Source organism: Bacillus sp. L_1B0_5, assembly GCF_000836715.1.
GTDB lineage: Bacteria > Bacillota > Bacilli > Bacillales > Bacillaceae_G > Bacillus_A > Bacillus_A thuringiensis_S.
In genome coordinates, this window is the sequence record NZ_JXIS01000046.1 from 1 (window position 1) to 14585 (window position 14585).

Here is a 14585-nt window from a genome sequence, read left to right on the forward strand (position 1 = left end):
ACCAGATCCAGAAAAACCTGGAACACCAGATCCAGAAAAGCCTGGAACACCAGATCCAGAAAAACCTGGAACACCAGATCCAGAAAAACCGGAAAAAGAATTACCGAAGACAGGGCAGAAAATGCCTGTGGAACCATATATGGGAGCACTTCTTGTAATGATGAGTTTTGGATTATTCGTATTAGGTAGAAAACAGCAGAGATAATAAAAGTGAAAAGGTATCCTCAAAGTATTTGAGGATACCTTTTTTAGCATAAAAAAAGCATCTAGCAAAAGAACTAGATGCAAATAAAAACACATGGGAAGACAAAATTCTTCCCGTTTCCCGTATGTAATTATATCAAAAAAATTATAAAAAACTAGCTATATTTAAAATATAATTTTAAAAAAAGTTATATACATAAATAATTGCAATACTCGCAGTTTTATCTTCCTGAAAAAGTTATTTCTTTAGTTCCGAATATTAAGACTAATGTTGATAAATCTTCAGATAATTAGAAATAATGTCCAAAAGGATATATAATATTGCTTAAGAAATAGTTTTAATGGATTACATATATTTCATTTGGTGTATTAATTGAATATCATAATTTTTAATTTTATTAAGCAAGAATCTCGGTTACTTATTGCATTTCTAACATAGGGTGAGAAAGAAAAATACAATAGTGTGGAGGTTTTTATAATGACGTTTGTTCTTAGTAAAATGAGTGGCTTTAGCATAGAAGAAAAGGTACATGAATTTGAATCTAAAGGGTTTCTTGAAATCTCAAATGAAATCTTTTTACAAGAGGAAGAGAATCATAGTTTATTAACACAAGCACAGTTAGATTATTATAATTTGGAAGATGATGCGTACGGTGAATGCCGTGCTAGATCTTATTCAAGGTATATAAAGTATGTTGATTCACCAGATTATATTTTAGATAATAGTAATGATTACTTCCAATCTAAAGAATATAACTATGATGATGGCGGGAAAGTTAGACAGTTCAATAGCATAAATGATAGCTTTTTATGTAATCCTTTAATTCAAAATATCGTGCGTTTCGATACTGAGTTTGCATTTAAAACAAATATAATAGATAAAAGTAAAGATTTAATTATAGGCTTACATCAAGTAAGATATAAAGCTACTAAAGAAAGACCATCTTTTAGTTCACCTATTTGGTTACATAAAGATGATGAACCAGTAGTGTTTTTACACCTTATGAATTTAAGTAATACAGCTATCGGCGGAGATAATTTAATAGCTAATTCTCCTCGGGAAATTAATCAGTTTATAAGTTTGAAGGAGCCTTTAGAAACTTTAGTATTTGGACAAAAGGTCTTCCATGCCGTAACGCCACTTGGAACAGAATGTAGTACGGAGGCTTTTCGTGATATTTTATTAGTAACATTTTCTTATAAGGAGACAAAATGAGAGAGAATAAAATAATTATGATTTCTGGAGCCAATAGCGGTATAGGTCATGCTTGTATAAAATACTTTTTAGAAAAATCATTTCATGTAATAGCTCTTGATATTAATAATAATAACTTAATAGATTATATGAAAACAGATATGCCTTTGAAAGTAGTGCAAATTGATTTAAGTAATAGCGAAGCGATTCATAATCTTTTTACTCAATTAGATTTAGAAAAGCTTTCTCCTGATATATTAATAAATGCAGCTGGTATTCGAGAGATAACACCTGTTTTACATTTATCCGATGATATGTTTAAAAAAGTAATTGATGTAAATTTAGTAGCCCCATTTATCCTTTCTAGGGAAGTAGCTAAGCGATGGTGTGAATCGAAAATAAAAGGTTGTATTGTGAATATAGCATCGGTTTCTGGATTAATGGCTGAACCAGAGCGAGCTGCTTATGTGGCATCAAAGCATGCCTTAATCGGATTGACTAAACAGATGGCTATGGAATTTGGGAAGCAAAATATAAGAGTAAATAGCATTTCTCCTGGTGTTATTAGAACTGAACTTACAGAAGAATACTTTAGTAATAAAGCATTGATGTCTATGATAAAAAGTAATCAATCTTTAGATACTTGGGGGTTGCCGCAGGATATTGTTTCATGTATTGAGTACTTGATTTCTGATCAGGCACGCTTTATTACTGGTTCTAATTTTGTAATTGATGGTGGTTGGACTGCTGGGAAAAACTTGTAGTTGAGTGTTTTTGAGGAAAAGCACCTGTCCTTTTTTAGGCTGGTGTTTTTCTCACTATAAACAGATTTTTTTATTGGAGGGGGATTAATTTGCTTCAAAAAAGTTTTAAGCAAGAGAAAACGGTACCGGCCTTAAAGATGATAGCATCAATGGTTATCTTTGGATCAGTTGGGTTTTTTTCTGTTCAAACAAACTTACCTTCGTTTGAATTAGTGTTTGTAAGGTGTATTTTTGCGACAATATTTTTAAGTGTATGCTGGTTGCTTACAGGGCAATATAAACAAGATAAATGGGAACGAAAAGAAGTTATTCAAGTTTTAATATGTGGGTTTTTCTTAGTATTTAATTGGGTTTTCTTATTTAAAGCCTTTGAAAATATGTCAGTTACAATTGCTATCTCAGTTTATCATCTTGCACCAGTAATTGTATTGTTAATTGGAAGTATCGTCTTTAAAGAAAAATTAACATTAATATCTATCATTTCAATAGTTGTGTGTTTTGTGGGAGCTTTATTAATTGCTGGTATCGATGGAAGCTTCTCTTTCGGTTCATTAATGTCTTCAGGTATGATATGGGGATTTCTTGCAGCTCTCTTTTATGCATTTACAACTTTATTTGGTAAAGGGATTAACAAAATGAGTGCGTATGCAATGACATTTTTACAAACATTCTTGGGGATATTTCTTTTAATACCATTTATAGATTTAGATGCTTTTAGTGGCCTCACTCAAAGTAATTGGACATATATTATAGCTACTGGTTTTATTCACACAGGGATAGTGTATTATCTGTTTTTTGATAGTTTACGCCATTTGTCTACAAAAACAATCTCAATATTAGTTTTTTTAGATCCGGCAGTGGCAATATTATTAGATACTGTACTTACTGGATTCCGTCCAACTTTAATGCAAATAACAGGAATTCTATTTATTTTTATTGGCATGACTTTAACATTAAAAAAATCTAAAGATAAAAAACTGAGCCAAAAAGAAAAGCGAATTGAAAGCGATGCTAGTATATCTCAACAATAATGAAATATATTGTGTATAAAACGATAAACCTTGCATGAATCATGCAGGGTTTATTTGGTCTAATATAATTCATATTTATAATATATGTTTTTTAACATGCTTTTGATTCACTTATATTTATTTGACTATAAATTTACAAAAATGTATATAAAACCTTATTTTTTGATAATATATAAGTAATAAATTCATAGAATTGGAGTGATGAGATGCAGCCGTTAGAAAGGGAGATTCATTCTAATATGCTGAAAGTGTGGAGGATTCACGCTTTAATTGGGGCGGCAGTTATACTAACAGTCGTAATTGCGTATTTCTTTTTTATGATTAACTTTAACTGGTGGGGCTGGTTGTTTGGACTATTAGTAACAGGAGCCATTATATTTATTCCACTTGATTATTTTGTATTTCCAAATTTACGTCAGCGCTATTATAGTTACAGATTAAATGAAGAAGAGATTGAGATTCAAAAGGGAATGTTCGTTGTAAAACGCGTACTTATTCCGATAATCCGTGTGCAGCACGTAACGATTGAGCAAGGGCCGATTATGAGAAAGTATAATTTAGCAGAATTACACATTTCAACAGCCGCAACTTCTCATAGTATCCCAGGTTTAACGAAAGAAGAAGCAGAACAGCTGAAAAGACAAATTGGAGAACTTGCGAAAGTGAGTGATGAGGATGTATAAGAGGCAACATCCGATTACGATATTGTTAGGTATTAGGGTTGCGAGTTTGTTGCCACTTATTATTCTTGTTTTATTTAAACCTGATGAACAAGTGGAACCTTGGTATTTATTTTATCTTTTCCTTCTGGTTGTTTTATTCATCATGGCTATTTTTTCAGCAATTAAATGGTATTTTAAAGTGTACTGGATTGAGAATAATATTTTACATATAAAGCACGGTGTTTTTGTAAAGAAGGAAAGCTATTTAAATAAAGAGCGTGTACAAAATATTAGTACATCTTCTAACGCCATTTATCAAATGCTCGGACTTATGAAGCTAAATATAGAAGTAGCAGGCGGCGGTAGTGAGCCAGAAGTGATGTTGGCTGGTATTAAAGAAGACGAGGCAAAACATTTAATCTCTTTATTACATAAGAAAGAAACTACTGTAAAAGAAGAAATAGAAGAGGAAGAAAGCAAGACGGTTTATCAGTTAACAACGAAAGAGGTTTTAGCCGCAGCGATTACATCTGGTCGGTTCGGACTAGTGTTCTCTGGACTAGTACTTCTTTACACAAAGTTTGATTTTGTTCTTCCTGAAGGATTCACAAGTAAAGTAGAAGCGTATGTGATGGGAAACGGTGTTTATAAACTAATTGTAATTGCATTAATTTTAATGGTAATTTCATGGATTATTTCCACGGCTGGATATGTGTTGAAATATGCAAACTTTAAAATTGAGCGAAAAGGGGAAGAGATTCGTATCGTTCAAGGATTATTTGAAAAGAAAGAGTTTGTCTTAAAATTGCACCGCATTCAAGCGATTACTGTAAAAGAAGGTATGCTTCGCCAGCCGTTTGGTTATTGTGCTGTTGAAGTGGAAGCAATTCAAAGTATTGGAGCAGCAAGTAACGAAGTAATGTTGCATCCATTTATGAAGAAAAAAGATGTACAGCACCTGCTCACATATTTAGAGTTACCTTATGAAATCGAAGCGGAGATCGTTCACTTACCAAAAACAGCGTTGCATCGTTATTTCATTATGGGCTGGTCAATAAGTATCATACTCACAGTTCTAATTGCCAGCGTGAGTATATATTTTAAACAATATATTGCGTTGTTTGTTATTTTACCGTTATTTATCGTGTTTTCGTTACTTGCGTATGCTAGATATAAAAGTGGCGGTTATGAATTAAGAGAAAATCAACTAACGGTTGTATATCGTAATTTTTCGAAATATACAGGAATAATGCGAAGAAGACATGTTCAAGTAGTAGGTTATGATCAATCGTATTTTCAAAGAAAAGATGAATTATGTACAACTCTTGTAGCGGTAGCCGGGCGCGGTTATGAAGTAAAGCATATGAGAAAAAAAGATTCACTTCGTATATATAATTGGTACAAAGAAAAAGGAAACACCGATGTGTAGTGGTGTTTCCTTTTTGTTATTAAATGGATATCTTTAGTCGAATCGTTGATATATTTCAAGATGTGATAGATATATTCGAAAAATCGTTGATATATTTCAAGATGTGATAGATATATTTGAAAAATCGTTGATATATTCAAAGATGTGATAGATATATTCGAAAAATCGTTGATATATTCAAAGATGTGATAGATATATTCGAAAAATCGTTAATATAATTTCACGTACTGATAGTGTTGTATTACTTTTTAATTAAACTAACACATCAAAAGTAGTCACGAACGAAGGACGAGAGAAAATACTCTTTTGCTGTTCAGCATGTGGATGCGCCTGTGCTTGTCCTTCTGCTTGTGCAGGGCGTTTTTTATGAGCGTTTTCGAATGAACGTGATTCTGTCCAGTCTTTAAAGTTTTGCTCTGTTTCCCACATTGTTAAGATGACATATGTATCGTTACTTAATGGGCGTAGAACACGGATCGCTTGGAATCCTGGTTCGTTTTCAATAAGACCTGCGCGGTTTTTAAAGCGGTTTTCAAATATTGGGCGACCTTCGTCTGTGACAGAAATGTTGTTACAGACGATATAGCCAGGTTGTCCTTTAAATTCACCGACAGCATCTAGTACGTCATACTGAAGTGAGTCTTCTACAGATTCTTCTGTATTTTCTTTATAAAACATATTTTTCTCATCATTTTTTGCAGTGAAATGTGATTGTTCTAGAGGTGTTTCGTATGAAATAATAGCCTTCATTTTAATGCCCCCTTAATAGTTTGTTTCTATTATATCAACTCTCTTAAAAAACTTCGAAGATTATATACATAAAGATACTTCTTTTTCAAATAATAAATGTACCATCATTTGGAAAGAAGGACGATGTATGAAGAAAGTAAAGTGGACTTTATTAGGCGGCGTCGCAACGTTTGTAGTAGCAATTGTACTCTATAAACTTATCGTGTTAGCTGGTGGCTATATGATGGATGAAAAGCAGCTCGTTTTCCACTCTTCATCACGTATTGTTGACCAGAAAGGAAAAGAAATTACGAAATTATACGTAGAAAACAGGGAACTCGTACCAGTCGAGCAAATTCCGAAGTATGTGCAGCAAGCGTTTGTTGCGGTGGAAGATTCTCGTTTTTATGAGCATCAAGGAATTGATTATCCGTCTATATTCCGTGCTCTTTATAAAGATACGTTAGCTGGAGAAAAGGTAGAGGGCGGTAGTACCATTACGCAGCAACTCGCTAAAAATGTCTTTTTAACTCGTGAAAAAACATTTACGCGCAAATTGAAGGAAGTCGCAATTTCTCTTCAATTAGAGCAAAAATATACGAAGCAACAAATTCTTGAAATGTATATGAATCATATTTATTTTGGTCATGGGGCTTACGGTATTCAAGCGGCAGCAAAGTTGTATTTTAATAAAAATGTTGAGGATTTAACAGTAGAGGAAGGGGCAATGCTTGCAGGCCTTCCGAAGTCACCAAACGGATATTCACCGTACTACTCTGCAGAGAAGAGTAAGGAACGCCGCGATCTCGTGTTGTCACTTATGCATAAACAAGGCTATTTGACTGCAGAAGAAAGCGTTCGTTATCAAGGGAAGACAATTGCTCTATATAAAAACTTAGATGAGAATGAGCTTGCATATATGCCGTATATTGATATGGTCATAGATGAAGCAGCGCGTTTATACGGGTTATCTCATCAAGAGGTACTCCGAGGGGGATATACGTTTGTCGTACCAATGGATGAAAAAATTCAAAAGGTAGCGTATAACCAGTTTCAAGATGCAAGGAATTTCCCTGGGAAAGAAGAGGGGGCGCAAGGTGCATTTTTATTAATGGATAATCGTACGGGAGGGATTAAAGCGGCGATTGGGGGAAGAAAGTACGTCCCGAGAGGATTTAATCGTGTTTTTGCCAAAAGGCAGCCTGGATCTGTTTTAAAACCACTTATCGTTTATGCACCAGCACTAGAAACGAGAAAGTATAATCCGTATTCTTTATTAACAAATGAAAGAAATTCTTTTGAAGGGTATGAACCTCGAAATTATAATCATGAGTATTCAAAAGAAATGACGATGTATGATGCGATTTTAGAGTCGGCAAACGTACCGGCAGTTTCTCTATTAAATGAGTTAGGGGTAGAAGAAGGAAAGCAATATTTAGAAAAAGGAAATGTCCATATTGCAGATGCTGGTTTAAGTACAGCGCTTGGGGGATTAAAAAATGGCGTTTCAACATTTGATCTTGTAAAAATGTATCGTTCATTTTTAGCAAATGGAAATATTATTGAGCCGCACGTTATTGATAAAGTATTAAATAGACACGGTGCAATCATTGGGGAATCGCCAAAAGTAGAGACGAAAATCTTCTCGAAGCAGACAGCATGGTATATGACGAAAATGTTAGAAGGAGTTGTGAAGGAAGGAACAGCGAGAGTTGGTGTATATAACGGTGCGTTAGCTGGGAAAACAGGTACAACTTCATTGCCAAATGACGATAAGGGAGCAAGAGATATGTGGTTCGTCGGCTATACACCGAACTTAGTAGGCGCTGTTTGGATTGGTTATGACCGTACGGATAAGGAGCATCAGTTGCAAGGAGAAAGTGCATCTGCGACAAAATTATTTAAGAAAATTTTAACGAAGGCTAATGTAGAGCATAAAGAGAAGTTTATGAAACCTGAAGGTGTGGAAACAATCGGTTCTCCAATTCGGCTACGAAGAATTGAAGATGTAAAAATGAAACTATCATTTAGTCCTTTCGGTTTATTTAAAACAAAATTAAGCTGGACGCCACTTCCAGATAACAGAATTATGTACCGAATCTATAGAGTGGAGAACGGAATTCATACGCATGTTAGCACTGTAAACGGTGCTGGAGAATATGAGGAAAAGTTCGTTAACATATTTTCAAAACCGAGCTTTTACGTTGTGCCATATAATACACAAACGAATCGCGAAGGAGAAAAGTCAAAAGTAGCTAAACCATAGTTTTTCTCTGTGTTATAATAAGAATGTTGTGAAAATAGTAAGCGTTTTTACGAATGTTTGTGTCAATTTAATGAACAACGTACATAATATTATGCATTTTGTTTTTACAAGCTGTATAGTAAAAAAAGATAAATATCGAACGTATTCGAAGCATTGGTAAGGAAGGGAGCAAGGGTCTTGGTAAGAACTATAAATGAGACATTTTTAAAAGCATGTAGGGGGGAACGTACCGAGTATGTACCAGCATGGTATATGCGTCAAGCAGGTCGTTCACAGCCGGAATATAGAAAGATTAAAGAAAAGTATTCTTTATTTGAAATTACACACAATCCAGAGTTATGTGCTTACGTTACAAAATTGCCGGTTGATCAATATAACGTAGACGCAGCAATTCTTTATAAAGATATTATGTCACCACTACCTGCAATTGGTGTGGATGTAGAAATTAAATCAGGTATTGGCCCAGTTATTGATAATCCAATCCGTTCTTTACAAGACGTAGAAAAACTAGGGGAAATCAATCCAGAAGATGACGTACCGTACATACTAGATACAATTCGTTTATTAACGACAGAAATGTTAGACGTACCGTTAATCGGTTTTTCAGGAGCTCCATTTACATTAGCGAGCTATATGATTGAAGGCGGTCCATCTCGTAACTACCATAATACGAAAGCGTTCATGTATGCAGAGCCAAAAGCTTGGTTCGCTTTAATGGATAAACTAGCAGATATGGTTATTACATATTTAAAGGCGCAAATTAATGCAGGAGCAAAAGCAGTTCAAATTTTCGATTCTTGGGTTGGAACAGTAAATGTAGCAGATTATCGCGTATTTATTAAACCAGCAATGGAGCGTATTTTTGCAGAAGTTCGTAAGATGGGTGTACCGATGATTATGCACGGCGTAGGAGCTGCACACTTAGTGAATGAGTGGCACGACTTACCGCTTGATGTAGTCGGCTTAGACTGGCGCTTACCGATTGAGGAAGCACGTGCACGTGGCGTTCATAAGGCGGTCCAAGGTAATATGGACCCTTCATTCTTACTTGCGCCATGGTCTGTTATTGAAGAACATGTAAAAGGTATTTTAGATCAAGGGATGAAACAGCCGGGTTATATCTTTAACTTAGGTCACGGTGTATTCCCAGAAGTAAATCCAGATACATTAAAACGTTTAACTACATTTATTCATGAATACTCTAAAGGGCAGTTAGCGAAGTAAAGGAGAATTGCTGTATGAAAAAGAAAATTGGTTTGCTTGTAATGGCATACGGAACGCCATATAAAGAAGAAGATATTGAACGTTACTATACACATATTCGTAGAGGAAGAAAGCCAAGTCCTGAAATGCTGGAAGATTTAACAGAGCGTTACCGTGCAATTGGTGGTATTTCTCCTTTAGCTACTATTACATTAGAGCAAGCTAAGAAGTTAGAGAAGCGTTTAAATGAAGTGCAAGATGAAGTAGAGTACCATATGTATCTTGGCTTAAAACATATCGAACCGTTTATTGAAGATGCGGTGAAAGATATGCATAACGACGGAATACAAGATGCAATCGCACTTGTTCTTGCACCTCACTATTCTACGTTTAGCGTGAAATCATACGTTGGACGAGCACAAGAAGAAGCTGAGAAACTTGGAAACTTAACAATTCACGGCATTGATAGCTGGTATAAAGAGCCGAAATTCATCCAGTACTGGGTTGATGCAGTGAAAGGTATATATAACGGCATGTCAGACGCAGAGCGTGAAAAAGCAGTACTAATCGTATCTGCACACAGCCTACCAGAGAAAATTATTGCAATGGGCGATCCATATCCAGATCAATTAAATGAAACAGCTGATTACATCGCGCGTGGCGCTGAAGTAGCAAACTATGCGGTAGGCTGGCAAAGTGCAGGAAACACACCAGATCCTTGGATTGGTCCAGATGTACAAGATTTAACGAGAGAACTAAATGAAAAGCACGGTTATACTTCATTCGTATATGCACCAGTTGGATTTGTTGCGGAACATTTAGAAGTTTTATATGACAATGACTTTGAGTGTAAAGTTGTAACAGATGAAATTGGCGCGAAATATTATCGTCCAGAAATGCCAAATGCATCGGACGCATTTATTGATTGCTTAACAGATGTTGTATTAAAGAAAAAAGAATCTGTACTGTAAGAAGAAAGGGGGAGCCTGCTTGAGGAAAAAAGTTGTGATCGTCGGCGGAGGCATCACTGGATTAACAGCAATGTATAACTTACAAAAAAATATTCATGAAAAAAACTTGCCGATTGATACATTACTTATAGAAGCATCGGGTAAACTTGGCGGAAAAATTCAAACCGTTCGAAAAGATGGATTTACAATTGAACGCGGACCGGATTCTTTCTTAGCACGAAAAGAAAGTGCAGCTAGATTAGCGCGAGAATTAGGTCTTGGCGATGAACTTGTAAATAATCAAGCCGGTCAATCATTTATCCTCGTAAACAATCGGTTACATAAAATGCCGAGTGGATCAATGATGGGAATTCCAACGCAAATTACGCCGTTTCTATTTTCCGGGCTGTTCTCCCCAATTGGTAAATTAAGAGCTGGTTTTGATTTATTAATGCCGAGGTCAAAGCCAGTATCTGACCAATCACTCGGACAATTTTTCAGACATCGCCTCGGAAACGAAGTGGTTGAAAACTTAATAGAACCGTTACTATCGGGTATTTATGCAGGGGATATTGATGAAATGAGCTTAATGTCAACATTCCCGCAAATGTACCAGCTTGAGCAGAAACATCGCAGTATTTCACTCGGTATGCGTACGCTCGCTCCGAAAGAAGAGAAAGCTGAACCGAAAAAAGGAATCTTCCAAACAGTGAAAACAGGTTTAGAATCTATCGTAGAATCTCTCGAAGCAAAGATGCATGAAGGTACGATAATAAAGGGAACTCGCATTGAAAAAGTTGCAAAACAGGGTGATGGTTATACGATTACTCTTAGTAACGGAAAAGAAATAGAAGCGGACGCCATCGTAGTGGCAACTTCGCATAAAGTATTGCCGTCCATGTTTGCTCAGTACAAGCAGTTTCGTTTCTTCCGTAACATTCCAGCCACATCCGTTGCCAATGTCGCACTTGCTTTCCCAAAGTCCGCAATCCAGCGCGATATTAATGGTACAGGATTTGTCGTATCACGAAATAATAATTACACGATTACAGCATGTACGTGGACGCATAAAAAATGGCCACATACAACGCCAGAAGGAAAGACACTCCTTCGTTGCTATGTCGGGCGTGCTGGTGATGAAGCGGTTGTAGAACAAACTGAAGAAGAACTCGTTCAGCTCGTACTAGAAGATTTACGAAAGACGATGGATATTACAGAGGATCCAGAGTTTACAATCGTAAGTCGCTGGAAAGAAGCGATGCCTCAATATACAGTAGGCCATAACGAGCGAATGAAAAAGCTCACAACATTTATGGAGAAAGAGTTGCCTGGTATATACTTGGCAGGTAGTTCTTATGCTGGTGCTGGACTTCCAGATTGTATTAATCAAGGTGAGTTGGCAGCGAAACGTGTGCTGGCACATATTGAAAAAATAGTAGAATGTGAACGAGAAGCTTTAAATGTATAAAAAACTCCTACTTCATTAATGAAGTGGGAGTTTTTTATTGGAAAATAGGTGTTTTGTACTGTCCATATTCCACCTGTTTTTAACGTAAGTAATTTTTTGGTTTAAACTTATAGCTGAGATTAATTTTTTGTAAAATTTGTCGAAATATAGTTCTATATAACGAATCATTTGTTATGATAGAAATGCTGAGAAAATATGAAATAGGGAGAGGAAAATGGCTGTGAAGAAATTGTTAAGCGTCTTTTTATCATTTTTGCTATTGCTTTCATTTACTGGAACTTTAGCGCAAGCAGAAGAAAATGCTTCTATGTCAGTAGAAAAAGCAATTCAAGTATTTAAGCAGCAAGGGAAAACGAAGGGGATTGTGGAAGGATATATTGTTGGATATACGCAAAGTTCTTCTAAATATACGAAGGATCCAGCTAAGTTTGATGATACAAACGTAGCAATTGCAGATTCGCCAAACGAAACGAATCCAGACAAAATCATGCCCGTTCAGTTGTCAAAAGGTGATGTGAGAACGGCAGTGAATGTAAAAGATCACCCTGAAAATATCGGGAAGAAAGTTAGTTTGACTGGGACTCTTGAATTATATTTTAGTAACCCAGGTCTAAAATCAGTAACAGCTTATAAGTTTCAAGGTGAAGGACAAAACCGTGTTAGCGATGTAGTAGCTTCGCCGAACGGCGGAGAAGTTGCTAAAGGAACAGCGGTAACATTAACGACGAATACAGAAGGCGCAACAATCTACTATACGTTAGATGGCTCTAATCCTACTAATAAAAGTGTTCGTTATAATGGACGAATTGTAATGAATGAAAATAGTGTAGTGAAAGCAATCGCGGAAAAAGAAGGGCTTACTTCTTCAGCAATTTCGACATTTTCATTTATTATCGTAAATAATGAACAGGTTCGTATTCATGACATTCAAGGAAAATCACATATTTCTCCTTACAACGGGAAGAAAGTAAACAATGTGGAAGGCGTTGTCACAGCGCTTGATAAAAACGGCTTTTATATAGAAGATAATCAGCCGGATAATGATCCAGCTACTTCAGAAGGTATTTACGTATATAAAAAAGATGCGAATGTAGCAGTAGGAGATCTTATTCAAGTTGATGGAGTAGTAGAAGAATATGTTGGACCAGGATATGCAGAGCGATTTGAAACAGACTTAACGACGACAGAAATTAAGGCGAGTCGCGTTGCTGTAATCGCAAAAAATCAAACTTTACCAGCACCGATTGTACTTGGAGAAAACGGTGTGAAAATCCCGGACCAGATTATTGATAATGATGCATTTGGTTTATTTGATCCAAATGAAGATGCAATCGACTTCTATGAAAGTATAGAAGGTATGCGTGTTACGATGCCAACACCAAAAATTATTACACCTCAGAAAAACGGAAATTTATATGTAACAGTAAAAAATGGTGGAGATAAAATAGTAACACAATATGGCACACCTCTATTAGATGAAAATCAATTAAACCCAGAGCGTCTTTCTGTAAAAGTACCTCGCGATTATGTAGCAAAAGTAGGAGATACTTTCACTGGAGATATAACAGGGGTAGTAGGATATGATTACGGTTCTTTCCGTATTTCGCCAATAACAGAATTGCCAGCTGTAGTGGATGGTGGATTTAAGCAAGTAGGGGCAAATATTCAGCCACGTCTTGATAAGTTAACGGTTGCTACATATAACATTGAAAACTTCTCAGCGAATAAAAAAGAAACAACAGATGAAAAGGTAAAAGCGTTAGCGTATTCTATTAAATACAACTTAAAAATGCCAGATATTATCGGTGTAGAGGAAATGCAAGATAATAACGGATCAATTAATGACGGTACAACAGATGCGTCATTAAGCGCAAAACGTATCATTGATGCAGTTCTAGAAATTCGTGGACCGAAGTATGAGTATGTAGAAATCGCTCCAAACAATAATCAAGATGGAGGAGCACCAGGAGCGAATATTCGCGTCGGCTTCTTCTATAATCCATCACGCGTGAAATTAGCGACGGTACCGAAGTTACTTGATAAAAATGTTGTTCGTATTGGGGACGAAAATCCATTATTTGAAAGTACACGTAAACCGTTAGCGGCAGAATTTACGTTCCAAGGACAAAACATTGTTGTCGTTGCAAATCACTTAAACTCAAAACTAGGAGATGCAACGCCATTTGGAAAAGTGCAGCCGCTCGTATTAAAAAGTGAAGACAAACGAATTCAGTTAGCACAAGAAGTAAATCATTTCGTGCAAGGAATTCAGAAAAAGAATACGAATGCACCAGTTGTTGTGTTAGGTGATATGAACGATTTCGAATTCTCTAAACCACTAAAAGCACTAGAGGGAACAATCTTAAAAGATATGTTAAACACAGTGCCGAAAGAGAATCGTTACACGTACATTCACGAAGGAAACGCACAAGTGCTAGATCATATTTTAGTAACAAATAACATCGCACCGCACACAATTGTAGATCCAGTACACTTAAACTCAAACATAATGAAAGAGCACGGACGTGTAAGCGACCATGACCCAGTACTTGCTCAAATTGATTTGAAGAAAGCTTCTTAAAGAAAAGAACGCTTAGGTGACTAAGCGTTCTTTTTTTGCATCGTTATAGAATAGTATAAAGAGATGATTCCTTTTTTTGTAATCTAATGATAAAATTGATTGA

General features: G+C 35.9%; 12 protein-coding genes. 11 read left to right on the forward strand and 1 reads right to left on the reverse strand.

Annotation, left to right across the window (positions count from 1 at the left end):
• The 6 genes from RT27_RS15350 to RT27_RS15375 form a co-directional block, all read left to right on the forward strand.
• Positions 1-205, forward strand: a 205-nt coding sequence (locus RT27_RS15350; protein WP_043936573.1) for an LPXTG cell wall anchor domain-containing protein, incomplete at its 5' end; no start/stop codon positions are given.
• A gap of 477 nt (positions 206-682) precedes the next feature.
• Complete coding sequence (locus tag RT27_RS15355) at positions 683-1420, forward strand: 2OG-Fe dioxygenase family protein (protein ID WP_016082583.1); 738 nt, start codon at positions 683-685, stop codon at positions 1418-1420.
• On the forward strand, positions 1417-2163 hold the full coding sequence (locus tag RT27_RS15360; RefSeq protein ID WP_001208940.1) for an SDR family oxidoreductase: 747 nt from the start codon (positions 1417-1419) through the stop codon (positions 2161-2163). The genes RT27_RS15355 and RT27_RS15360 overlap by 4 nt, the downstream gene beginning before the upstream one ends.
• 89 nt (positions 2164-2252) lie before the next feature.
• On the forward strand, positions 2253-3194 hold the full coding sequence (locus RT27_RS15365; protein WP_000939632.1) for a DMT family transporter: 942 nt from the start codon (positions 2253-2255) through the stop codon (positions 3192-3194).
• A gap of 206 nt (positions 3195-3400) precedes the next feature.
• Positions 3401-3877 (forward strand): PH domain-containing protein, encoded by a 477-nt coding sequence (locus RT27_RS15370; RefSeq protein WP_016082581.1) that lies wholly within the window; start codon positions 3401-3403, stop codon positions 3875-3877.
• Positions 3870-5285, forward strand: a complete 1416-nt coding sequence (locus RT27_RS15375; protein WP_043936574.1) for a PH domain-containing protein — start codon at positions 3870-3872, stop codon at positions 5283-5285. The genes RT27_RS15370 and RT27_RS15375 overlap by 8 nt, the downstream gene beginning before the upstream one ends.
• A gap of 252 nt (positions 5286-5537) precedes the next feature.
• On the opposite strand, the gene hmoB is transcribed toward RT27_RS15375, so the two are convergent.
• The gene (hmoB, locus tag RT27_RS15380) at positions 5538-6035 is read right to left on the reverse strand and encodes a heme-degrading monooxygenase HmoB (RefSeq protein WP_043936576.1); all 498 of its coding nucleotides are present in this window, start codon (positions 6033-6035) and stop codon (positions 5538-5540) included.
• A gap of 127 nt (positions 6036-6162) precedes the next feature.
• Between hmoB and RT27_RS15385 the strand changes: the two genes are divergently transcribed.
• From RT27_RS15385 to RT27_RS15405, 5 genes are all read left to right on the forward strand, one after another.
• Positions 6163-8280, forward strand: a complete 2118-nt coding sequence (locus RT27_RS15385; RefSeq protein ID WP_043936578.1) for a PBP1A family penicillin-binding protein — start codon at positions 6163-6165, stop codon at positions 8278-8280.
• Between the two features lie 177 nt (positions 8281-8457).
• Complete coding sequence (gene hemE / locus RT27_RS15390) at positions 8458-9504, forward strand: uroporphyrinogen decarboxylase (protein ID WP_016082577.1); 1047 nt, start codon at positions 8458-8460, stop codon at positions 9502-9504.
• Positions 9505-9518: 14 nt separating this feature from the next.
• Complete coding sequence (gene hemH, locus RT27_RS15395; protein WP_000726775.1) at positions 9519-10454, forward strand: ferrochelatase; 936 nt, start codon at positions 9519-9521, stop codon at positions 10452-10454.
• 19 nt (positions 10455-10473) lie between these two features.
• Positions 10474-11901, forward strand: coding sequence for a protoporphyrinogen oxidase (hemY, locus tag RT27_RS15400; protein ID WP_043936579.1), 1428 nt, complete (start codon positions 10474-10476; stop codon positions 11899-11901).
• Between the two features lie 214 nt (positions 11902-12115).
• Positions 12116-14482 carry a DUF6359 domain-containing protein gene (locus RT27_RS15405; protein WP_043936580.1) on the forward strand — a complete coding sequence of 789 codons (2367 nt, stop codon included), beginning with the start codon at positions 12116-12118 and terminating at the stop codon, positions 14480-14482.
• Positions 14483-14585: the final 103 nt, after the last annotated feature.

What these genes read in the sequence shown, in the direction of transcription:
- RT27_RS15355 (WP_016082583.1), top strand. Translation starts at nt 683, where the DNA reads ATGACGTTTGTTCTTAGTAAAATGAGTGGCTTTAGCATAGAAGAAAAG.
- RT27_RS15360 (WP_001208940.1), top strand. Translation starts at nt 1,417, where the DNA reads ATGAGAGAGAATAAAATAATTATGATTTCTGGAGCCAATAGCGGTATA.
- RT27_RS15370 (WP_016082581.1), top strand. Translation starts at nt 3,401, where the DNA reads ATGCAGCCGTTAGAAAGGGAGATTCATTCTAATATGCTGAAAGTGTGG.
- RT27_RS15375 (WP_043936574.1), top strand. Translation starts at nt 3,870, where the DNA reads ATGTATAAGAGGCAACATCCGATTACGATATTGTTAGGTATTAGGGTT.
- hmoB (WP_043936576.1), bottom strand. Translation starts at nt 6,035, where the DNA reads ATGAAGGCTATTATTTCATACGAAACACCTCTAGAACAATCACATTTC.
- RT27_RS15385 (WP_043936578.1), top strand. Translation starts at nt 6,163, where the DNA reads ATGAAGAAAGTAAAGTGGACTTTATTAGGCGGCGTCGCAACGTTTGTA.
- hemH (WP_000726775.1), top strand. Translation starts at nt 9,519, where the DNA reads ATGAAAAAGAAAATTGGTTTGCTTGTAATGGCATACGGAACGCCATAT.
- RT27_RS15405 (WP_043936580.1), top strand. Translation starts at nt 12,116, where the DNA reads ATGGCTGTGAAGAAATTGTTAAGCGTCTTTTTATCATTTTTGCTATTG.